The sequence below is a fragment of the Pseudoflavonifractor sp. MCC625 genome (assembly GCF_018784545.1).
GTDB lineage: Bacteria > Bacillota > Clostridia > Oscillospirales > Oscillospiraceae > Pseudoflavonifractor_A > Pseudoflavonifractor_A gallinarum.
Genome location: NZ_WQOJ01000023.1, coordinates 48,781 through 69,905 on the forward strand (window position 1 = coordinate 48,781; position 21,125 = coordinate 69,905).

Here is a 21,125-nt window from a genome sequence, read left to right on the forward strand (position 1 = left end):
TCCTCCTCGATATGGTGCGGTCGAAGTTATGCTCTCTTTCCCTGCCTGCAAAAGCAAGTCTCCTCATGGGAGTCGATCACGCCCACCGCCTGCAGGTAGGAGTAGATGATGACGCTCCCCACGAACTTCATGCCCCGCCGCTTCAGGTCCTCAGACACCGCGTCGGACAGCTCGGAGCGGACCTGTCCGGTCTCATGGATGCTCTTCCCCTCCGTCCAGTGCCAGAGGTAGCGGTCAAAGCTCCCCCACTCCCGCTGCATGTCCCGAAAAATCCTGGCGTTCTTTACCGCGGCGCGGATCTTCAGCCTGTTCCGGACAATGCCGGGATCCTGCCTCAGTGCCTCCAGCTTTTCCGCGTCGTACTCACAGACCTTCTCCAGATCAAAGCCGTCAAAGGCCCGGCGGAATGCCTCCCGCTTGTTGAGGATGCACTCCCAGGAGAGGCCCGCCTGAAAGCCCTCCAGAACCAGCATCTCAAACAGCCTCCGGTCGTCGTGGACGGGAATGCCCCACTCCTCATCGTGGTAGCGGATATAGAGAGGATTCTTGGGATTGGCCCAGCTGCATCTGATTTTTTCCGTCATATGACCACGCTCCATTTCTTTCTCCATTCCGTGCGGGGAATTCCGTCCGTCTGACCGCAGGGTGGAAGCTCTTCAGATCATCTCCCGCAGCGCAGCGATGAACCGGCAGACGTGGAAGCCGTCGCAGACCGCGTGATTTACCTGAATGGACAGCGGCAGCCACACCCCGCGCTCGTCTCGCTGGTATTTCCCCATGGTAAAAATGGGGGGCAGGTAGCGGTAGCCGTTTTGCAGGTTCAGGTTGAATCCCTCAAAGCTCTCCCACGGGACCATGGAGACCGGGAAGGTGTTGACCGGCACGTCCGGCTTTGCCATCATGTCCTTACAGCTTCCGAACTGCTCCAGATCTTGCTGATAGGCCCGGCAGAAGGCCTCGTAATCGTCGGTGTATTCGGTCCACAGATTGGAAAAAGTCTCGCTGTCCTGGTGAAAAATCGTGTAGCAGGGATGCATTTCCGTATAAAATCCCAGCGTCCCGTCGGGCCCCAGGTCCATGCGAAACTCCTGATACTGATTGACCGCCTTTGCGATCCGGTAGAGCATGGCCGGATAAAGCCGCTCCTTTGCCTCGATGAGCGGCGTGATGTCCAGCTTTGTCGTCATGCTGTATGTGCAGGGCACCTGGTGAAAGTAGTGCTCAAAGTGCTCCTTTCGGGCCCAGGTGTCCAGATCGACCGGTATAAACTCCATGTTGCTCCCGCCTCCAGTTTTCCTTCTCTTGTCTCTGATCTATTATTATAGCATAGAAACCGGGTCATACCAGTCCAGACGACGGATATGACCCGGTTTTTCGGCCTGACCGCTAGGGACTCAGCCGTCCATGGCCTGCTCCAGGCGGGCGTTCAGGGTGTCCTCCTGGGCTTTTACGTTCCCGATGATGGGCGCGCCGACGATATTGCCCTCGCTGTCGATCACGTATGTGGTGGGGTATCCCGCCAGCTGGGAGATAAAGTCCGTATAGAGCGCCTGGTCGGGGTCCGGAGAGAGATTGGTGTAGGTGACCCCTTTTTCCTTCAAAATCTTCCGGGCGGTCTCCAGCTGCTCTTCACTCTCGCCGGAATCGGACGCCACGCCGATGAGATTGATGTTCTTCTCCTGAAAATCCTGGAAATACTCCTCCAGCTCCGGCATCTCCTCGATGCAGGTGCCGCAGCCGTTGTTCCAGAAGTTGACGATGGTGGCGTCGTACTCGGAAAAGATGTCGTTTGTCACCTCATTTCCCTCGGTGTCCACCTCGGAGAAGGTGGGAAATGGCGTCTTGGAGACCAGTTCGTCGGAAGAGGAACAGGCGCTCAGCCCCAGAACCAGGGCCGTGGTCAGAAGGGTAGCAATTCTTTTATCCATGGTTTGTGCTCCTTTTTTCGTTCATGATCCAGGGGGCCTGTCTCTGGATGGCCTGGTGGGGGCAGGCCCGGATGCAGTCCCCGCACCGAATGCATTCGGCGTGGTTGGGATGGCGGAACACATCCACATCCATGCCGCACACGCGGCTGCACACGCCGCAGGCGGTACACTTCTCCCCATCCACCGACAGACGGTAGAGGGAGACCTTGTGAAACAGGCCGTAAAAGGCCCCCAGAGGACAGATCCACTTGCAGAAGGGCCGGTAGAAAAAGACGGCCAGCAGGATGACACCCAGGAGGATACAGCTCTTCCAGGTGAACAGCGCCCCCAGGCTGGCCCGGATGCTCTCGTTGGCCAGTGCCAGGGGAATGCCCCCCTCCAGAATCCCGGCGGGGCAGATGTACTTGCAGAAAAACGGGTCGGCCAGTCCCACCTCATTGACCACCGTCATGGGCAGCACGATCACAAAGAGGACCAGGATACCGTATTTCAGATAGGTCAGCCAGCGCAGCCGGCGGGTCCCAAACTTTTTCGTGGGGATCTTATGGAGCAGCTCCTGAAACCACCCGAAGGGGCACAGAAACCCGCACACCGCCCGCCCCAGCAGGACGCCGAAGAAGAGCAGGATTCCCATGATATAGTAGGACACCTGATATTTCGGCGCGCCGATGACCGCCTGCAGCGATCCAATGGGGCAGGAGCCCGCCGCCGCCGGGCAGGAGTAGCAGTTGAGTCCGGGCACACAGAGGCTTTTCAGCCGCCCCCGGTATAATTTCCCGCTGAAAAAATGGAGCAGAAAGGGGTTGGAAGCCAGGGCTGCCGCTGCCTGGATCTTCCACCGTCCGCTTGTTTTCCGTTGTTTAGCCAATGCCCACACACTCCAGACACAGATTGATGCCCTTGTTCCAGACGGTGGCCGTTTCCCCGCGCAGGATGCCCGCGGCGATCAGGACACCCGCAGCCAGCAGAAGGCAGACCGGGATCTTTTTCATCGTCCCGCTCCTCTCATCCCATCGCAGCGGCGGCCATCCCATCCTCCCCGGAGGGGTCGTCCTCCTGGGCCATGGCGACAAAGCTGGGCGCGGAGGCCGCCAGATCCTCCGCCTCCACCTGGGAAGTCCAGGCGGAGATCAGGGAGCCGTTCACATACCACACGCCCACACAGGGGATCTCCGAGGCCATCTCGTCATTCTGGGCCAGCGCCTCCTGCATGGACTCGTTGTAGGCCACCACCGGGAAGGGCGCGCCCTGGAACAGCTCGTGGTCCATGTCCCCCTTGCTGCACACCACGATGTCCGCCCCCGCGGCGCGGACATCCTCCACCGCGTCCACCAGTCCGGTGTAGAAGTCCGCGGCTCCGGGGTCCTCCGGGTCCAGAAAGACCAGAAAGGCGGGGTCCGGAAGATCCGCCCCGGTGTAGGTCTCTCCGGTCAGGGTCTCCGTCTCAAATGCGCCCACCTTGTTCACGGCCATTTTGTCCGCCGCAGGGACCGAGCGCTCTTCCAGATAGCTGTCCGCCCACTCCTGGGTGATCCAGCCCTTGTCCAGGGCGTCCTCGATGGTCACCGAGCCGTCGCGGATGGCCGCCTCCACTTCCTCCGGGCTGGGGGCCTTGCTCCCGCAGGCGGAGAGGGTCAGGCACAGCGCCAGCGCGCCGGCCAGAATCGCGTTTTGTTTCATGGGGATTCCTCCTGTGTTTTCATTTGACGCCGGACATGATACCATAGAGCGTGTCAAGTCCCTGTCAAGTTCTTGACACAGATTTGACCGGGACTGTGTTACCATAGGAGAAAAACAGCAGGCGTTTTGTGATGAAGATTTTCGTGGTAGAGGACGAGCGCCAGCTGTGCGACGACATTGCCGAGGACCTGGAGCTGGAGCGCTACACCGTGGAGCGCTGCTATGACGGTCTGGAAGCCTGGGAGCGCATTCTGGTGGAATCCTACGATCTGGTGATTTTGGATCTGAACTTGCCCGGCATGGACGGGCTGGATATCCTGCGGGCGGTCCGCAGGGAAAAGCCCGAGCAGCGGGTGCTCATCCTGTCCGCCCGGAGCACCCTGGCCGACCGGGTGGCCGGACTGGACCTGGGGGCGGACGACTACCTCACCAAGCCCTTTGCCCTGGAGGAACTGGAGGCCCGGGTGCGCGCCCTGCTGCGCCGGGATTTTGCCTCCCGGGATACGGCCCTCGTGGTGGGGCCACTCACGCTGGATACCCAGCGGCGGGAGATCTCCGCGGAAGGTCTCCCCCTCTCCCTGACCCGCAAGGAATTTGGGATCCTGGAGTATCTCATGCTCCGGGCGGGGCAGGCGGTCAGCCAGGAGGAGCTCCTGGAGCACATCTGGGAGGCCGACTCCAACCCCTTCAGCCACGCGGTACGGATGCACATCTCCTCCCTGCGGAAAAAGCTGCGCACCGCCCTGGGCTATGACCCCATCGTGACCAAGATCGGACAGGGATACCGTCTGGAGGTGAGGACTTGAGCCGGAAGATCTCTCTGCGTCTGCGGGTGACGCTGGTCTGCGGCGTGCTGCTGGCCGTGTGCTGCCTGCTGCTGACTGTCAGCCATACTTACTCCGCCTATGAGATGGCTGACGCCATTGAGGCCACCCCCCTTCAGCCGGCCCAGGCGATCGGCGCATGCGAGACGGGAGCGCTCTCCCAGCTCCCCATGGCGGCGGTCAGCCGCCCCGCCCGGGAGACCTTCCGGATGCAGAGCGTGGCCGCCATGGGGATCATCGTGGTGAGCGGCTGCCTGATGGTCTACTGGCTCACTGGGAAGGCACTCGCCCCCCTGCGCCGGCTGGACGAACAGATCCGCAGCCGGACCGCCTCCGACCTGGACCCCCCTCTTCCCGTGCCCGCCAGCGGGGACGAGGTGGCCGGACTGACGGTTTCCTTCAACCAGATGTCCCAAAACCTCAGCCGGGCTTTCCAGCAGCAAAAGCAGTTTGCCCAGTGTGCCGCCCATAAGCTGCGCACGCCCCTGGCTGTGCTCAAGACCCGCATGGCCCTCTTCCGGAAGAAGGGGCTGTGCACCACGCCCGAGACAGCCGCGCCGCTGGACGTACTGGAGGAGCAGACGGAGCGGCTCTCCGCTCTGGTGAACGACCTTCTCTCCCTCACCAACCTGGACGATCTGGAGCGCAGCGCGCGCGTGGATCTCTCCCAGCTGCTCACCCAGGTGGCCGGGACCCTGGAGGAGGCGGCCCGGGCGCAGAACATTGCCATCCAACTGGAGCGCGAACCTGTAACGGTATTGGGAAATGCCATCCTGCTGGAGCGTGCCCTCTTCAATCTCATGGAAAACGCCGTCAAATACAACCGTCCCGGCGGGACCGTGACCGTCCGGGCCACGCACGCGGGAGCATATGCCCATGTGGAGGTCTGCGACGAGGGCCTTGGAATCCCTCCGGAGTTCCGGGAGCAGATCTTTGAGCCCTTTTTCCGGGTGGACAAATCCCGCTCCCGGCAGCTGGGCGGGGCCGGGCTGGGCCTCTCCCTGGTGCGGGCCATTGCGGAGCTCCACGGCGGCAGCGTGCGGGCGGAGGCGGTCCAGGGCGGTGGAAGCCGCTTTCTCCTGGTGCTGCCCTGCCCGGAGGAGGCGCAGTGTAAAATTTGATGATGCAAAAGTCCGCTCCCATATGGTAAAATGATAGGACCGATCCGGGAGGACCCGGATCGGTCCGGAATCACGAAGGTCTGAAGCACTCCATCTGCGCATGAGAAACCGCCGCACAAGCCGGCCCCGCCCCCTCACCTCTCCCACGAGGTGGGGATGTTTCATGTTCTGTGACACTGTCCTCTTACCTTCTCTGCCGCATTCCATTGACCGATGATAGATAGAAGGAAGGTTCCCTATGAACGAAAAAGAAGTTGCTGAAATTCGCCGCCGCTTTCGCAAGGACAAGAGCAATATCACCCATATCCGCGGCTGCTATGTGAATGAAAATCAGGAGATCGTCGCCCGCTTCGACCAGTCTCTCGCCATGATGTCCGAGGAGGAGACCGACACCTTTCTCTCCATCCTCAAGCGCACCCTCAGCGGAAGCCTGGGCAAAAATCTGATCGATCTGGCCTTTGACACCCAGCAGGTGGTCAGCAGTGAGGAGCACCGTCTGCTCATGGCCCTGCGTGACTCCTCCCTGAAGGATGAGGAGGCGGTGGACACCTTCTTCCAGAAGGTCATTCAGTCCGCCGCGCTGGAGGGAAATTATCTCATCCTGCTGGCCCACGACACCTACGATGTCCCCTACCGCTCCAAGGACGGGGATACCCAGGCCGACGCCTCCTCCGAGGTCTTTTCCTACATTCTGTGCAGCGTCTGCCCCATCAAGTTGACCAAGCCCGCCCTGAGCTACTATGTGGCGGAAAATGCCTTCCACAACCGCACCTCCGACTGGCTGGTCTCGGCCCCGGAGCTGGGCTTCATCTTCCCCTCCTTTGACGACCGGAGCACCAACCTCTATAACACCCTCTACTACACCCGCAACAGTGCCGAGAACCACGCCTCGTTCGTGGAGGCCGTGTTCTCCCGCACCCTCCCCATGCCCGCCGATGAGCAGAAGGAGGCCTTCCAGAGCATTCTGGAGGAGACCCTGGAGGACGATTGCAGCTTTGATGCGGTCCAGGCCGTCCATGAGCAGATCCGGGACCTCATCGAGGCCCACAAGCTCAACAAGGAGGAGGAGCCTCTGGTCATGACCAAGGACATGGTCAAGCAGATACTCGGCTCCTGCGGCGTCAACGAGACCCAGATGGCCCTCTTCGACACCAAGTTCGACACCCATTTCGGCTCGGACACCCAGCTGCCCCCCCAGAACCTGGTGGACCCCAAGCGCTTTGAGGTGCGCACCCCCAACGTCACCATCCGGGTCAACCCGGAGCGGGGCGATCTGGTGGAGACCCGGGTCATCAACGGCGTCAAGTACATCCTCATCCGCGCCGACGAGGGCGTGGAGGTCAACGGCGTGAATATCCACATTCCCTGATATTAAGTGCAAAAAAGGGCCGGAATGCAGATCGCATTCCGGCCCTCTTGATTGTGTATTTCGGTCTGATTTGTCTTACAGCAGGCTGTAATCCATGATGGCGCCCTTCGCGCCGGAGGCCGCCAGCTTGCAGTACAGGCCCAGATAGCCCTTCTTGAACTTGGGCTCGGGACGCTTCCAGTGCTTGAGGCGCTCGGCGATCTCCTCCTCGCTGACCAGCAGGTTCAGGCTGCTGTTGTCCACGTCGATCTCGATCTTGTCGCCGTCCTGCACGATGGCGATGGGGCCGCCCTCAGCCGCCTCGGGAGAGATGTGTCCCACGAAGCAGCCGTTGTTGGTGCCCGAGAACCGGCCGTCGGTGATCAGCGCGGTGGTCAGAGCCAGGCCGCGGCCATAGAGGTACTTCATGGCCTTGAACATCTCGCGCATGCCGGGGCCGCCCTTGGGGCCCTCGTAGCGGATGACCACCACGTGGCCCTCCCGCACCTTGCCGGCGATGATGGCCTCCTCGGCCTCCTCCTCAGAGTCGAAGCAGATGGCCTCGCCCACAAAGTGATGCAGGCTCTTGTCAAAGGCGCCGGGCTTGGTGATGCCGGTGTCGGGGGCCAGGTTGCCCCGCAGCACGGCCACGCCGCCGGTGTAGCCGAAGGGATCGTCCAGAGTGCGGATGACCCGGCGGTCCACCGGATAGAGGTAGCGGTGGCCGGCGATGTTCTCGGCCACGGTCTTGCCGCTGACCGTCATCTGGTCGGTGTCCAGGATGGAGGACATCTCGCTCATCAGGCGCACCACGCCGCCGGCCCGGTAGAAGTCCACCATGTTGTACTTGGAGGCGGGGTTGATCTTGGCCACCTGGGGCGTGGTCTTGGACAGGGTGCCGAACTCCTCCAGCACGTCGATGTCCAGCTCAGCCTCGTGGGCAATGGCGGTCAGGTGCATCACCGCGTTGGTGGAGCCGCTCATGGCCAGGCACACCTTGATGGCGTTGCGGATGCTCTCATTGGTGATGATCTTCCGGGAGGTGATGCCCTTCTCCAGCAGCTCCATGATCTTGATGCCGGTCTCCTCCGCCACGGCCAGACGGGCGGCCGAGGAGGCGGGAACGATGCCGCCGTCGGGCAGGGTCATGCCCAGAGCCTCGGAGAGGGAGCACATGGTGTTGGCGGTGCCCAGGTAGGAGCAGGAGCCGCAGGTGGGGCAGGAGCACTCCTCCAGCACCTTATACTCCTCCTCGGTGATCTTGTTGGCCGAGAGCATGCCGTAGGCCTCGGCGCTGGAGGTCTGGTCGGACTGACGGCCGTCGAACACGATGCCGCCCTCCATGGGTCCGCCGGGCAGCAGGATGCAGGGGATGTCCAGACGGGCGGCCGCCATCAGCAGGCCGGGCACGATCTTGTCGCAGGAGCCCAGCAGCACGATGGCGTCAAAGAGGTTGATCTGGGCCATGGACTCCACCGAGTTGGCAATGATCTCACGGGAGGGCAGGATATAGTGCATGCCGTCGTGTCCCTGGGCCATACCGTCACAGCCGCCGATCACGCCGAACTCCACCGGCGTACCGCCGGCCCGGTAAATGCCGTCCTTGACCCGCTGGGCCACCTGCCGGAGATTGAAGTGTCCGGGCACGCACTCGCTCCAGGCATTGGCGATACCGATGATGGGCCGCTTCAGATCTTCGGTCGTAAAGCCCATGGACTTGTAAGTCGCTCTGTAGTACTGGTTGTCGATTCCGCGCAGAATTTTCTCACTGCGATGCATTATACATTCTCCTCTCTGCATCCGTTTATCTCTCACAAAATTCCGATATACGAATCGTTTTTATATATGCGAATTTGACATTTGATATAGTAGCATTCTCGCCCCGCCGCGTCAACCGCTCTTTTTCCCTTTCTCATAAAATTTTTGGGGGTACTTGACACATTATATATGGTTATGTCTACTCCCCCTGTTTTGGGGCGTGTGTCAACCCTCTTTTTCACTTCCGTCGATTTGCTGTTTTTCCATCCATGGGCCTATCTCTTTTCCGGTCCACCGGCGGGTCATTTCCCCGGTCATAAGACCGCAACCCCTTCCTGCGGCATGGGTTTTCTCCCCTTCATGCAAATTGACTGCGCCTCGCCTCTCGATTCCTTCCCAACGCTAAATATGGGTTGCTTTTTCAAAACAGGCACTATATAATGTACACAGTTTTCCAGTTCGAGGGCATTCTCCCCCCAAGATCTTGTGTGTGGGAGATTGCCTCTTTTCATGGGCCGCTATGTCCGCCGCTGAGGCGGCGGGCGGTCCAAATAGATACGTAAGAGGAGCGAGCGCAAATATGAAGATCATGAAGCGAAGCGGCGCCGAGGCCCTGTTTGACCGGGAGAAAATCGTCGCCGCTGTCACCAAGGCCAGCCGGGCCGCCTCTACCATTCCGGAACTCACCGAGGAGCAGATCGAGGCCATTGCGCAAAAAATCGAGGCCGACTGCCTCCGGATGGGCCGGGCTCCCTCTGTGGAAGAGGTCCAGGAGATGGTGGAGACCGAGCTCATGAAGGACGGCGCTTACGAGACGGCCAAGCACTACATCCGTTACCGCTATGACCACAACCTCCGCCGGTCGGCAAACACCACCGACGATCAGATCCTCTCCCTCATCGAGTGCAACAACGAGGAGGCCAAGCAGGAGAACTCCAACAAGAACCCCACCGTCAACTCGGTCCAGCGGGACTACATGGCCGGCGAGGTATCCAAGGATATCACCAAGCGTCACCTCCTCCCCCGGGAGATCGTGGAGGCCCATGAGGCCGGCATCATCCACTTCCACGACATGGACTACTACGCCCAGCACATGCACAACTGCGATCTGGTCAACCTGGAGGACATGCTCCAGAACGGCACCGTCATCACCGGCACCATGATCGAAAAGCCCCACAGCTTCTCCACCGCCTGCAACATCGCCACCCAGATCATCGCCCAGGTGGCCTCCAACCAGTACGGCGGACAGTCCATCTCCCTGGCCCACCTGGCCCCCTTCGTGGACGTCTCCCGCAAGAAGATCCTGGCCGAGGTGCTGGCCGATCTGGCCATCTGCGGCGGCTCCACCGAACCCGACGTGGTCCACAAGATCGTGGAGAAGCGCCTGCGGGAGGAGATCCGCCGGGGCGTGCAGACCATCCAGTACCAGGTGGTCACCCTGATGACCACCAACGGACAGGCCCCCTTCATCACCGTGTTCATGTACCTGGGCGAGGCCAAGAACGAGCAGGAGAAAAAGGACCTGGCCCTCATCATCGAGGAGACCCTCAATCAGCGCTACCAGGGCGTGAAGAACGAGGTGGGCGTCTGGGTCACCCCCGCCTTCCCCAAGCTCATCTATGTGCTGGAGGAGGACAACGTCCGTCCCGGCACCCCCTACTACTACCTGACCAAGCTGGCCGCCAAGTGCACCGCCAAGCGCCTGGTGCCCGACTATATCTCGGAAAAGATCATGCTCCAGAACAAGGTGGACCAGAACGGCGAGGGCCACTGCTACACCTGCATGGGCTGCCGCTCCTTCCTCACCCCCTATGTGGACCCCGAGACCGGCAAGCCCAAGTACTACGGCCGCTTCAACCAGGGCGTGGTCACCATCAACCTGGTGGACGTGGCCCTCTCCTCCGGCGGGGACATGGATGCCTTCTGGAAGGTCTTTGACGAGCGCCTGGACCTGTGCTACCGGGCCCTCATGTGCCGCCACAACCGCCTCAAGGGCACCCTCTCGGACGCCGCCCCCATCCTGTGGCAGTACGGCGCCATCGCCCGCCTGAAAAAGGGCGAGCCCATCGACAAGCTCCTCTACAACGGCTACTCCACCATCTCCCTGGGCTACGCCGGCCTCTACGAGTGCGTCAAGTACATGACCGGCAAGTCCCACACCGATCCCGAGGCCACCCCCTTCGCCCTGGCGGTCATGGAGCACATGAACCAGGCCACCGCCCGCTGGAAGGCCAAGGAGCACATGGACTTCTCCCTCTACGGCACCCCCATGGAGTCCACCACCTACCGCTTTGCCAAGTGCCTCCAGAAGCGCTTCGGCATCATCCCCGGCGTGACCGACAAGGCCTATATCACCAACAGCTACCATGTCCACGTCACGGAGGAGATCGACGCCTTCCAGAAGCTCTCCTTTGAGGCCCAGTTCCAGACCCTCTCCCCCGGCGGCGCCATCAGCTATGTGGAAGTGCCCAACATGCAGAACAACCTGGAGGCCGTGCTCCAGCTCATGCAGTTCATCTACGACAACATCATGTATGCTGAGCTCAACACCAAGAGCGACTACTGCCAGGTCTGCGGCTATGACGGCGAGATCAGCATCGTCACCGACGAGGACGGCAAGCTGGTCTGGGAGTGCCCCCACTGCCACAACCGCAACCAGGACAAGATGAACGTGGCCCGCCGCACCTGCGGCTATATCGGCACCCAGTACTGGAATCAGGGCCGCACCCAGGAGATCAAGGAGCGGGTGCTCCACCTGTAAGGCACCGGAAAGGACGGATCGCTATGAACTACGCCGCTATCAAACGGCGGGACATCGCCAACGGCATCGGCGTGCGGGTCTCCCTCTTTGTCTCCGGCTGTACCCACCACTGCAAGGGCTGCTTCAATGAGGAGGCCCAGGACTTCCACTACGGCCAGCCCTTCACCCCCGCGGTGGAGGACGCCATTCTGGAGGACCTCTCCCCTTCCTATATGAACGGACTCACCCTCCTGGGCGGAGAGCCCTTTGAGCCGGACAATCAGCGTGCCCTCCTCCCCTTCCTGCGCCGGGTCAAGGCCCGCTTCCCGGACAAGGATATCTGGGCCTTCTCCGGATACGTCTATGATACCGAGCTTTTGGGCGAGAGCCGGGCCCGGTGCGAGGTCACCGACGAGATGCTCTCTCTCATCGACGTACTGGTGGACGGGGAATTTGTGGAGGAGAAGAAGGACATTACCCTGCGTTTCCGCGGCTCCTCCAACCAGCGTCTCATCGATCTCAATCGCTCCCGCGCAGCCGGGACCGTGGTCCTGTGGAGCGACGACAACTGAATGTTCAACCTCTGCAAAGGGTCCGCCGGGACAGATCACTGTCCCCGGCGGACCCTTTTTTCCTGTACTCTCCTAATGCATTGCCCCTGTTCTCCATGGTATCATGCTCTCTGTGGTATCTTCCACACGCAATCTTGAGAAAGGCAGGAATTTTATCATGCACCGACGAACAACATGCGCCCTCTCCTTTCTGGCGCTGCTGCTCGCCTTGTTCACCGCGTTCTCCCTGGTCTCCCCCGGGCTGGAGGCCGCCGGCGGCACCTCTTCCCAGAAAAAAGTGGTGGGCTATGTCCCCTATTGGCGCAGCGGCTATTTCTCCCAGATCCCCTATGACCAGGTGACCCATCTCAACTACGCCTTTGCCATCCCCACCGCGGAGGGCGGTCTGCGCCCCCTGGAAAACGCCCAGGCGGCCCGGCAGCTCATCCAGACCGCCCACCAGAAGGGGGTCAAGGTCCTCCTGGCCGTGGGCGGCTGGAGCTACAACGGCGTGGTCCTGGAGCCCACTTTTGCCGCCGCCACCGCCACCGAGGCCAAGCGGAAGGCCTTTGCCGATGCCATCATCGCCATGTGCGATCAGTACGGCTTTGACGGCGTGGACATGGACTGGGAGCACCCCCGCCTTAAGGACGGTACATACCGGCAGTACGAGGCCCTCATGCTGGACTTGGCCCAGCGCCTCCACGCCAAGGGGAAGCTCCTCACCAGCGCCGTGCTCTGCGGGGTGTCTCCGGAGGGCGCGGTCTACTCCGACTCGGCCGCCCACACCGACGCAGTCCTCCAGGCCGTGGACTGGATCAATGTCATGGCCTATGACGGGGACGAGGGCGCCCGTCACTCCACCTACCAGTTCGCCCGCTATTCCGGGGACTACTGGCACAAGACCCGGGGGGTGCCCGCCGAAAAGGTGATCCTGGGCCTCCCCTTCTATGCCCGCCCCGGCGGGACGGCCTACCGGGACATCCTCTCCGCCGTCCCCAACGCCCACCTGAGCGACTCGGTGACCTACCAGGGCCGCACGGTCTGGTACAACGGCCTGTCCACCATCCAGGCCAAGACCCGGTATGCCCGGGATGAGCTGGGGGGCGTCATGATCTGGGAGATCACCCAGGACACCTCCGACCCCGCCAAGAGCCTCCTCGCCGCCATTACCCGCACCCTGCGGGAGGATGCCTCCCACCCCTTCACCGACCTGGTGCCGGGCAGCTGGTACTATGAGGACGTATGCGCGGCCTATGAGGCCGGACTCATGAAGGGGACGGGCGGCACCTCCTTCTCCCCCCTGCGCACCCTCACCCGGGCCGAGGGCATCGCCCTGGCCAGCCGCATCCACGACCGCCATCACAACGGCCGGGAGACCATCTCCCCAGGCTCTCCCTGGTATCAGCCCTATGTGGACTATGCCCGTACCCAGGGCATCCTGACCCAGAATCTCTCCGCCGCGGAGCTGAGCGCCCCCCTCACCCGGGCGGAATTTGCCACCTTCCTGGCCCGCTCTCTGCCGGGGAGTGCCCTGCCCCCCATCAACACGGTGGAGCGCATTCCCGATCTGGCCGAGAGCGACCTCCACGGCCCCGCCGTCTATCAGCTCTACCGGGCCGGTATTTTTGCCGGGTCGGATGCCAGCGGCTCCTTCCGCCCCAACAGCGTCATCACCCGGGCCGAGACCGCCGCGCTGGTGGTCCGCATGACCGATCCCGACCGCCGGGTGTCCTTTTCCCTGACCGGTTAGTTTGTTTGAACCGACCCGTTCATTCCCGTCACATCTTTTCCCCTTAGATTCTTCTCATTTCCGTCTTTTTTGCCATCCATTTTTCTTTTTTCTTGTTTATATGTTGTAAATTTTTGCAAAACTGCTCAGTCTCCGTTGCCAATCCACTGGTTTCCGGCTATACTTAAAACTGAACTTGAATTGAGACAGCTGCAAGGCAAGCAGTGAAAGGTGGACTTTTTGGATATGCGTGGAATTTACACCTCCATTACCGACATCCGTCGCAGTATTTTTACCGAGATCGCCCGTATGGCTTACGAGGACGGGGACTACGCCCGGAAGCTGGAGGAGCTTCCCTATGAGATCCTCCCCGGCGAGCAGGCCCAGTACCGGGAGAGCATCTTCCTGGAGCGCGCCATCGTAGGCGAGCGTCTGCGTCTGGCCATGGGACTGCCCGTGCGCTCCGCGGCGGAGTCGGCCCCCATCTCCAAGGGCATTGAGGACAGCACCCGGCCCGAGACCTACTATGAGCCTCCCCTCATCAACATCATCAAATTCGCCTGCCATGCCTGCCCGGAAAAGCAGGTCATCTCCACGGAGGGGTGCCAGGGCTGTCTGGCCCACCCCTGTACTCTGGTCTGTCCCAAGGACGCCATCCACATCGTGGGCGGCAAGTCGGTGGTGGACCAGGACAAGTGCATCAAGTGCGGCCGCTGTGTGGACGCCTGCCCCTACAACGCCATCATCAAGCAGGAGCGCCCCTGTGCCGCCGCCTGCGGTGTGAAGGCCATCGGCTCCGACGAGTACGGCCGGGCCGAGATCGACTATGACAAGTGCGTCTCCTGCGGCATGTGCCTGGTCAACTGCCCCTTCGGCGCCATCGCCGACAAGAGCCAGATCTTCCAGCTCATCACCGCTATGAAGGGCGGCTCCCATGTCTATGCCGCCGTGGCCCCCGCTTTCGTGGACCAGTTCGGCCCCAACGTCACCCCGGAGAAGCTCCGCGCCGCCATGAAGCAGCTGGGCTTTACCGACGTCATCGAGGTGGCCGTGGGCGCCGACCTGTGCGCCGCCGAGGAGGCCGAGGACTTCATCAAGAACGTGCCTGAGAATCTCCCCTTCATGGCCACCTCCTGCTGCCCTGCCTGGTCCGTCATGGCCAAGAAGCAGTTCCCGGAGCTTGCCCACTGCGTCTCCATGGCCCTCACGCCCATGGTGCTCACCGGCCGCCTCATCAAGATGAAGCACCCCAACGCCCAGGTGGCCTTCATCGGTCCCTGTGCCGCCAAGAAGCTGGAGGCCATGCGCAAGAGCATCCGCAGCGACATCGATTTCGTCCTCACCTTTGAGGAGATGATGGGCCTCTTCAACGCCCGGAACATCGACATCCAGAACATCGAGGAGGAGGAGTTCCTCTCCGAGTCCAGCGCCGACGGCCGTAACTTTGCCGTCAGCGGCGGCGTGGCCCAGGCCGTGGTCAACTGCATCAAGAAGATGTACCCCGAGCACGGCGAGATCAAGGTGGCCAGCGCCCAGGGTCTGGAGGACTGCCGCAAGATGATGGTCATGGCCAAGGCCGGTAAGTACAACGGCTACCTGCTGGAGGGCATGGCCTGCCCCGGCGGCTGTGTGGCGGGTGCGGGCTCCATGCAGCCCATCGACAAGTCGGCCGCCGCCGTGAAGAAGTATGCCAAGAAGGCCGAAAAGCAGTTCTGCTGTGAAACCGACTACCTGAAGGATCTGGAGCGTCTGGAGGAGTAATTTCCCCTCCGCATCCGCAAATGTTTTCCCCCCTGCCTACGGGCAGGGGGGATTTTTTGCATCTTTTGCGGTTTTTGCCCGCTTTTTTAAAAAATCGTAAGAAAAGACTCATTGACTCTTCATACAAAGCTGGTACACTTTCCTTAGCAAAAGATCCCAACGAGAGGACGATGCCTATGAAGCCCCGCGCCAAAGCGCCTCAGCGCACGCCGGTCTCCCGGCTGGACCCCGCCCCTGCCCAGGGCCTCACCACCCGGGAGGCCGCTGTGCGCGCCGCCGCCGGATGGTCCAACCGGGACCCCAATCAGCTGCCCAAACGGGTCAGCCAGATCATCCGGGACAACCTGTGCACCTTTTTCAACGCGCTCTTTGTGGCCCTGGCCCTGTGCCTCTTCGCGGTGGGGGCCTACCGGGACATGCTCTTTCTGGGCATCGTGGTGTGCAACGTCCTCATCGGCATCGTGCAGGAGCTGCGGGTCAAGCGCACCCTGGACCGCATCGCCCTGCTCTCCGCCCCCACGGCCACCGTGGTGCGGGACGGAAAGCGCCTTACCCTCCCCACGGAGGAGCTGGTGCTGGACGACATCATCCTGCTCTCCGCCGGAGACCAGATCTGCGCCGACGCCGTTTTGAAGGAGGGCTGCGCCGAGGTCAACGAGTCTCTCCTCACCGGCGAGTCCGACCCCGTTCTCAAGCGCCCGGGCGATCCTCTGCTCTCGGGCAGCTTTCTGGCATCAGGCCGGTGTTCCGCCCGTCTGGAGAAGGTGGGCGGCGACTCCTATGCCGCCGGGATCGCCCGGGCCGCCAAGGGCCGGCGTACCAGCCGCTCGGAGATGATGCGCTCCCTGGACCGGCTGCTCCGCTTCATCGGGGTGGCCATCGTCCCCCTGGGCACCGTGCTCTTCTACAAGCAGTATGTGCTCCTCCACACCTCCCTCCCCTACGCGGTCAGCTCCACGGTGGCCGCCATGGTGGGGATGATCCCCGAGGGGCTCTATCTCCTGGTCAGCGTGGCCCTGGCGGTGAGCGTGGCCAATCTGGCCCGCCGCCGCACCCTGGTCCATGAGCTCTCCTGCATCGAGCATCTGGCCCGTGTGGATATCCTCTGTCTGGACAAGACCGGGACCCTGACCCAGGGGAAGATGGAGGTCTCCCGGCTCCTCCCCCTCTCCATCCCAGCCCACCGGGCCGAGGAACTGCTGGGGGCCTTTGTCCACGCTTCGGCCAGTGACAACGCCACGGCCCAGGCTCTCAAGGCCCGCTTTGCCCCGCCGGAGGTCCCCTGGTCCCCGGTGCGGGAGGTCTTCTTCTCCTCCGAGCGCAAGTGGAGCGCCCTCGTCCTCCCGGAGGAAGAGAGCTATCTGCTGGGCGCCCCGGAGGGGCTGCTGGGTCCCGACTGGGCCCGGTACGCCCCCGGTCTGGAGGAGGCGGCCGCCGCCGGGCAGCGTGTGCTCCTGCTGGCCCGGGGCCGTGAGATTCTGGCAGGGGACAAGCTCTCCGCCCGGCCGGAGCCGCTGGCCTTCCTCTTCCTCTCCGACCAGCTCCGCCCGGACGCCGCCGAGACCCTGGCCTATTTCCGGGAGCAGGGGGTGACCGTCAAGGTCATCTCGGGGGATCACGCCGCCTCGGTGGCCCACATCGCCCAGCGTGCCGGGGTAAGCGGCGCCGAGCGCTGGCTGGACCTCTCCGCCCTGCCCCCCGACGCCGATCTGGAACTCCTGGCGGAGCAGTACACCGTCTTCGGCCGGGTCACGCCCCAGCAGAAGCAGCAGCTCCTCCACGCCCTCCAGCGACGGGGCCACGCGGTGGCCATGCTGGGGGACGGGGTCAACGATGTGCTGGCCCTCAAGGACGCCGATTGCAGCATCGCCATGGCAGCGGGCAGCGACGCGGCCCAGCAGGTCTCCCATCTGGTCCTGCTGGACTCCAACTTCTCCGCTCTGCCCCAGGTGGTGCGGGAGGGCCGCCGGGTCATCAACAACATCGCCCGCTCGGCCTCCCTCTTTCTGGTCAAGAACATCTTCTCCTTCCTGGCCTCGGCCATCCTGCTGGTCCTCCCGCTGCTCTACCCCCTCCGCCCGGCCCAGGTCAGCCTGGTGAGCGGCCTGCTCATCGGCGTGCCCTCCTTCCTGCTGACCTTTGAGCCCTCCTACGAGCGCATCCGGGGCCACTTCTTGCGCAGCGTCTTTGTCAACGCCCTGCCCGGCGGACTGGCCGACGTGTGCGCCATCTTCGCCTGTGTCTGGGCGGGCAGCGCCATGGCGCTGCCCATGGAACAGATCTCCACGGTCTGCACCCTGCTCCTCAGTCTGAACGGATTTCTGGTCCTGGTGCTCCTGTGCCGGCCCTTCACCCCCTACCGGGGGCTGGTACTGGGCCTGATTCTGGCCGCCTTTGCAGGGGCTGTCCTCCTCTTCTTCCCCTGGTTCCAGCTCACGCCCCTCACCCGGGACGGCTGGAACCTCCTGGGCCTGCTGGCCCCGCCCACCGCACTGGCCCTGCTGGGGCTCACCTTTCTGTGCCGGCGCTTCCGCCCCTGGCTCCTGCGCCTCTTCCGCAGCACGGCCAACCGCTCCGCGCCCCGGCCGGAAAACACACTCTGAGCACAAAAAACTGCGCCGGCCTCGCTCTGAGACCGGCGCAGCAGCGCAGTATGGAAAACAATCAGGACTTCCCGTCCTTGCGGACCTGGAGATACCGGGTGCGCATCTCGCCCGCCATCTCCCGCAGGCACTCCATGAGCTCGGGGTTGAAGACCCCGCACTCCCCGTTCAAAATCATATCCACGGCCTTTTCGTGGGAGAAGGCCTTCTTATAGACCCGCTCGCTCACCAGCGCGTCATAGACGTCGGCCAGAGCCACCACCTGGGCCCAGATGCTGATCTCATCCCCGGCCAGACCGTCCGGATACCCGCGGCCGTTCCAGCGCTCATGGTGGTGCCGGCAGATGTCGTAGGCGTAGTCGTACACCGGGTTGGAGCGGACCTGGGGCACACTGTCCAGCAGGATGCACCCCTGGGTGGTGTGGGTCTTCATGATGGCAAACTCCTCCGGTGTCAGCTTGCCCGGCTTATTGAGGATCTGATCCGGTATGGCGATCTTGCCCAGATCGTGCATGACTGCCGCGTCTCCGATCAGGCGCAGTTCCTCCTCGTCAAACTGGTAGCGCTGGGGATAGCGCTCCATCATCCCGTGCAGCAGCAGCATGGTCAGCTCCCGGATGCGCAGGACGTGCTCCCCCGACTCCTGGTCCCGGAACTCGATGGCGGTGGCCAGGGTCTCCAGAATGGAGCTGTTGAGCGAGCGGATCTCCTCCGCCTGCTCCCGGAGCATCTCATCCTGGGTGCGCACCAGATTGTTGAGCTGGATCACATTTCCGATGCGCCGCTTGATGAAGTAGGGGGTAATGGGCTTCTCGATGATATCCACCGCCCCCAGGTCATACCCCCGCTTGAGTACATTGGGATCGTTCTCCGCCGTGATGAGAAAGACCGGCAGCTGCTCCAGCAGTCCCCGCTTCCCCAGCTCTTCCAGAACCTGAAACCCGTCCATGACCGGCATGACCACATCCAGCAGCACGGCCGCCAGGCCGCTGGGATGTGCGTCGATGGCAGAGAGGGCTTCCGCACCGTTCTCCGCCTCCAGGATCTCAAATTCCTCTTCAAAGACCATATGGAGAATGGCGCGGTTGAGTTCCACGTCATCGACGATCAATATGGTCTGTCGTTCCTCCTGCATATCACGGCTTCCTCCTCGTTTTGGCTCAACTTTACAGCTTCTCCAGTGCGGACAGGATGGCCGCATGGTCCTCCCGCACCTGGGCGAAGAGGGCGGGGACGCCCTCTGTCTCCCCCTTGCGCACCGCCGCCACAAGGGCGTCACTGTGCTCCTTCAGCCGCTCCAGGCCCAGATTGGCCGCGACTCCCTTCAGGGTGTGAGCGGCGTGCTCCACCCCCTGCATATCCCCCTGCTCCACCGCGGCGCAGAGGGCCGCAAAGCTTCCGTCCTGGGGAAATTTCTTTAAAAACCGCACCAGCAGCGCCTCGCTTCCGCCAAAGCGCGCCAGTGTTCCCGTCAAATCCAGGCCCAGTGTCTGTGCTATTGTGTTCAGATCCATCTCTGTTCCTCCCACGCTCTGTCGGGGTCTTCCTGTTTCCATGTCCTCCATACAGAGCCTTTTACACCTAGCATACCCTTTTTCCCCCGGACTGTTAACGTTTTTCCCTTCTCGCAGCGCTTTCCGTTACATTTTAAGCCCCGTTTCGCCGGAATCCGGCGAAACGGGGCCTTTCTTTGTAACTTTACGAACTTACATCTTGGATTTGATGTACTCGATGCGCTTCTGACACTCGTCGATCAGGGCGATCTCGTCGATCTTGGTGGACTTCTTGTTGCGCACCACGATCTCGCCGTTGACCATGACGGTGTCCACGTCGTTGCCGTTGGCGTTGTTCACCAGGGCGGACTCGGGATGGTGGACCGGGGCGATGTGGGGCTTCTTCCAGTCCACCAGGATGATGTCGGCCTTCATGCCCGGGACGATCTGGCCCATCTGGCCGTCCATGCCCATGGCCACGGCGCCGTTGCGGGTGGCCATGGTGAGCACGTCCTTGTTGGAGATGATGTGGGCATTCAGGTTGTGGTTCTTGTGCATCAGGGCGGTGTACTTCAGGGTGCCCAGCATATCCTGGGCGTTGTTGCTGCCCGGTCCGTCGGTGCCCAGGGCCACGGGCAGACCCATCTTCAGCATCTCGGGCACACGGGCCACGCCGTCGGCCAGATAGGCATTGGCCACAGGGCAGTGGATGGGCTGGCAGCGGCGCTTCTCCAGGATCTCCATCTCGTGGTCGTCCAGCCAGATGGCGTGGGCCAGCTGGGTGTCCTCATCCAGGATGCCCAGGGAGTCGAAGAACTCCAGGTTGCGCATGCCGTCGTACATGGCGGCCGTCTTGGTCACCACGTCCTGGTCCTCCGCCGTGTGGACCTGGAACTTGACGCCCAGGTCCTTGGAGAGCTGCTTGCTCTTCTGGAACAAGTCGGGGGAGACGCCCCAGGGATTCAGGGGGCCTACACTCAGGGAGAGGCGGCCATTCTCGGTGCCCGCCCACTGGCTGTGCAGGCGCTTGATGTCGTCCAGGATGCGGTCCTGGTCCTCCTCCCGGAACTTCTCATAGTAGACGATGTTGGCGAAGCACCGGCACATATTGCCGCGGATACCGGAGTCCCGCATGGCCTCAAAGATGTGGTCCCCGTTGTTCAGGGAGGTGAAGATATAGTGCTGGTCGATGCAGCTGGTGGCGCCCGTCTTCAGGTTCTCCAGACAGCCGATGAGGCCCGCGTAGTAGAAGTCCTCCTCAGTCATCAGCTCCGAGAAGGGCCACACCTGGGTGGACAGCCAGGGATAGAGCTCCAGGTCGTCGGCCAGGCCCCGCATGAAGGTCTGGAAGAGATGGGTGTGGGCGCTCACCATACCGGGCATCAGGATCTTGTCGGCCGCGTCGATGACCGAATCGGCCTCCAGGCTCAGCTGCGCCATGCGCATCGGGTCGGAGCCCACCTCGCTGATCTTATCCTCCACGACGTAGACGTATCCGTTGCGGATCATCTCAAAGTCGTCGTTCATCGTCACGATCCAGGGATTGCGGAAGAGGGTGTTCATACCGATCATTTCCTTTCCATTTG

At 62.2% G+C, this 21,125-nt stretch carries 18 protein-coding genes; 8 read left to right on the top strand and 10 right to left on the bottom strand.

The window, feature by feature from the left end; translation table 11 throughout:
- Positions 1 to 26: 26 nt before the first annotated feature.
- From GPK94_RS06475 to GPK94_RS06495, 6 genes are all read right to left on the bottom strand, one after another.
- A complete protein-coding gene (locus GPK94_RS06475) occupies positions 27 to 584 on the bottom strand; it encodes a DNA-3-methyladenine glycosylase I (protein ID WP_215655217.1) in 558 nt (185 codons plus the stop codon).
- A gap of 72 nt (positions 585 to 656) precedes the next feature.
- Complete coding sequence (gene catA / locus GPK94_RS06480) at positions 657 to 1,274, bottom strand: type A chloramphenicol O-acetyltransferase (RefSeq protein WP_215655219.1); 618 nt, start codon at positions 1,272 to 1,274, stop codon at positions 657 to 659.
- Positions 1,275 to 1,394: 120 nt separating this feature from the next.
- Entirely contained in the window at positions 1,395 to 1,928 is a 534-nt protein-coding gene (locus GPK94_RS06485) for a TlpA disulfide reductase family protein (RefSeq protein ID WP_195279581.1), read from the bottom strand.
- On the bottom strand, positions 1,921 to 2,796 hold the full coding sequence (locus GPK94_RS06490; RefSeq protein WP_215655221.1) for a 4Fe-4S binding protein: 876 nt from the start codon (positions 2,794 to 2,796) through the stop codon (positions 1,921 to 1,923). The genes GPK94_RS06485 and GPK94_RS06490 overlap by 8 nt, the downstream gene beginning before the upstream one ends.
- Positions 2,789 to 2,920: a CD1871A family CXXC motif-containing protein gene (locus GPK94_RS16000; RefSeq protein ID WP_252192538.1), complete on the bottom strand. Its 132-nt coding sequence runs from the start codon at positions 2,918 to 2,920 to the stop codon at positions 2,789 to 2,791. Before GPK94_RS16000 ends, GPK94_RS06490 begins: the two co-directional genes overlap by 8 nt.
- Positions 2,921 to 2,933: 13 nt before the next feature.
- Positions 2,934 to 3,608 carry a hypothetical protein gene (locus GPK94_RS06495; RefSeq protein WP_215655222.1) on the bottom strand — a complete coding sequence of 225 codons (675 nt, stop codon included), beginning with the start codon at positions 3,606 to 3,608 and terminating at the stop codon, positions 2,934 to 2,936.
- Positions 3,609 to 3,739: 131 nt separating this feature from the next.
- Between GPK94_RS06495 and GPK94_RS06500 the strand changes: the two genes are divergently transcribed.
- From GPK94_RS06500 to GPK94_RS06510, 3 genes are all read left to right on the top strand, one after another.
- A complete protein-coding gene (locus GPK94_RS06500; RefSeq protein WP_215655224.1) occupies positions 3,740 to 4,414 on the top strand; it encodes a response regulator transcription factor in 675 nt (224 codons plus the stop codon).
- A complete protein-coding gene (locus GPK94_RS06505; RefSeq protein ID WP_215655226.1) occupies positions 4,411 to 5,553 on the top strand; it encodes a HAMP domain-containing sensor histidine kinase in 1,143 nt (380 codons plus the stop codon). Before GPK94_RS06500 ends, GPK94_RS06505 begins: the two co-directional genes overlap by 4 nt.
- A gap of 238 nt (positions 5,554 to 5,791) precedes the next feature.
- Positions 5,792 to 6,922 carry a DUF4317 domain-containing protein gene (locus GPK94_RS06510; protein ID WP_186963356.1) on the top strand — a complete coding sequence of 377 codons (1,131 nt, stop codon included), beginning with the start codon at positions 5,792 to 5,794 and terminating at the stop codon, positions 6,920 to 6,922.
- A 75-nt stretch (positions 6,923 to 6,997) separates the two neighbouring features.
- On the opposite strand, the gene ilvD is transcribed toward GPK94_RS06510, so the two are convergent.
- The gene (gene ilvD, locus GPK94_RS06515) at positions 6,998 to 8,680 is read right to left on the bottom strand and encodes a dihydroxy-acid dehydratase (RefSeq protein WP_101691915.1); all 1,683 of its coding nucleotides are present in this window, start codon (positions 8,678 to 8,680) and stop codon (positions 6,998 to 7,000) included.
- A 559-nt stretch (positions 8,681 to 9,239) separates the two neighbouring features.
- On the opposite strand from ilvD, the gene nrdD reads away from it, so the two are divergent.
- The 5 genes from nrdD (at position 9,240) to GPK94_RS06540 (ending at position 18,046) form a co-directional block, all read left to right on the top strand.
- Complete coding sequence (gene nrdD / locus GPK94_RS06520) at positions 9,240 to 11,420, top strand: anaerobic ribonucleoside-triphosphate reductase (protein WP_215655228.1); 2,181 nt, start codon at positions 9,240 to 9,242, stop codon at positions 11,418 to 11,420.
- A 23-nt stretch (positions 11,421 to 11,443) separates the two neighbouring features.
- Positions 11,444 to 11,971, top strand: a complete 528-nt coding sequence (gene nrdG / locus GPK94_RS06525) for an anaerobic ribonucleoside-triphosphate reductase activating protein (protein ID WP_101691913.1) — start codon at positions 11,444 to 11,446, stop codon at positions 11,969 to 11,971.
- Positions 11,972 to 12,128: 157 nt separating this feature from the next.
- Entirely contained in the window at positions 12,129 to 13,703 is a 1,575-nt protein-coding gene (locus tag GPK94_RS06530; protein WP_215655230.1) for a glycosyl hydrolase family 18 protein, read from the top strand.
- Between the two features lie 225 nt (positions 13,704 to 13,928).
- Complete coding sequence (locus GPK94_RS06535) at positions 13,929 to 15,443, top strand: 4Fe-4S dicluster domain-containing protein (protein WP_193537291.1); 1,515 nt, start codon at positions 13,929 to 13,931, stop codon at positions 15,441 to 15,443.
- A 176-nt stretch (positions 15,444 to 15,619) separates the two neighbouring features.
- Positions 15,620 to 18,046 (top strand): HAD-IC family P-type ATPase, encoded by a 2,427-nt coding sequence (locus GPK94_RS06540; protein WP_215655233.1) that lies wholly within the window; start codon positions 15,620 to 15,622, stop codon positions 18,044 to 18,046.
- Between the two features lie 61 nt (positions 18,047 to 18,107).
- Here the strand turns inward: GPK94_RS06540 and GPK94_RS06545 are convergent, their stop codons facing one another.
- From GPK94_RS06545 to GPK94_RS06555, 3 genes are all read right to left on the bottom strand, one after another.
- The gene (locus GPK94_RS06545; protein ID WP_186963360.1) at positions 18,108 to 19,181 is read right to left on the bottom strand and encodes an HD domain-containing phosphohydrolase; all 1,074 of its coding nucleotides are present in this window, start codon (positions 19,179 to 19,181) and stop codon (positions 18,108 to 18,110) included.
- Between the two features lie 31 nt (positions 19,182 to 19,212).
- A complete protein-coding gene (locus GPK94_RS06550; RefSeq protein ID WP_215655234.1) occupies positions 19,213 to 19,560 on the bottom strand; it encodes an Hpt domain-containing protein in 348 nt (115 codons plus the stop codon).
- A 192-nt stretch (positions 19,561 to 19,752) separates the two neighbouring features.
- Positions 19,753 to 21,102, bottom strand: coding sequence for an amidohydrolase (locus tag GPK94_RS06555; protein WP_193537285.1), 1,350 nt, complete (start codon positions 21,100 to 21,102; stop codon positions 19,753 to 19,755).
- Between the last annotated feature and the right edge of the window lie 23 nt (positions 21,103 to 21,125).

Excerpts from the sequence above, each read along its gene's own strand:
- GPK94_RS06475 (WP_215655217.1), bottom strand. The coding sequence starts at position 584 with ATGACGGAAAAAATCAGATGCAGCTGGGCCAATCCCAAGAATCCTCTC.
- catA (WP_215655219.1), bottom strand. The coding sequence starts at position 1,274 with ATGGAGTTTATACCGGTCGATCTGGACACCTGGGCCCGAAAGGAGCAC.
- GPK94_RS06485 (WP_195279581.1), bottom strand. The coding sequence starts at position 1,928 with ATGGATAAAAGAATTGCTACCCTTCTGACCACGGCCCTGGTTCTGGGG.
- GPK94_RS16000 (WP_252192538.1), bottom strand. The coding sequence starts at position 2,920 with ATGAAAAAGATCCCGGTCTGCCTTCTGCTGGCTGCGGGTGTCCTGATC.
- GPK94_RS06495 (WP_215655222.1), bottom strand. The coding sequence starts at position 3,608 with ATGAAACAAAACGCGATTCTGGCCGGCGCGCTGGCGCTGTGCCTGACC.
- GPK94_RS06500 (WP_215655224.1), top strand. The coding sequence starts at position 3,740 with ATGAAGATTTTCGTGGTAGAGGACGAGCGCCAGCTGTGCGACGACATT.
- GPK94_RS06510 (WP_186963356.1), top strand. The coding sequence starts at position 5,792 with ATGAACGAAAAAGAAGTTGCTGAAATTCGCCGCCGCTTTCGCAAGGAC.
- ilvD (WP_101691915.1), bottom strand. The coding sequence starts at position 8,680 with ATGCATCGCAGTGAGAAAATTCTGCGCGGAATCGACAACCAGTACTAC.
- nrdD (WP_215655228.1), top strand. The coding sequence starts at position 9,240 with ATGAAGATCATGAAGCGAAGCGGCGCCGAGGCCCTGTTTGACCGGGAG.
- nrdG (WP_101691913.1), top strand. The coding sequence starts at position 11,444 with ATGAACTACGCCGCTATCAAACGGCGGGACATCGCCAACGGCATCGGC.
- GPK94_RS06530 (WP_215655230.1), top strand. The coding sequence starts at position 12,129 with ATGCACCGACGAACAACATGCGCCCTCTCCTTTCTGGCGCTGCTGCTC.
- GPK94_RS06535 (WP_193537291.1), top strand. The coding sequence starts at position 13,929 with ATGCGTGGAATTTACACCTCCATTACCGACATCCGTCGCAGTATTTTT.
- GPK94_RS06540 (WP_215655233.1), top strand. The coding sequence starts at position 15,620 with ATGAAGCCCCGCGCCAAAGCGCCTCAGCGCACGCCGGTCTCCCGGCTG.
- GPK94_RS06545 (WP_186963360.1), bottom strand. The coding sequence starts at position 19,181 with ATGCAGGAGGAACGACAGACCATATTGATCGTCGATGACGTGGAACTC.
- GPK94_RS06550 (WP_215655234.1), bottom strand. The coding sequence starts at position 19,560 with ATGGATCTGAACACAATAGCACAGACACTGGGCCTGGATTTGACGGGA.
- GPK94_RS06555 (WP_193537285.1), bottom strand. The coding sequence starts at position 21,102 with ATGAACACCCTCTTCCGCAATCCCTGGATCGTGACGATGAACGACGAC.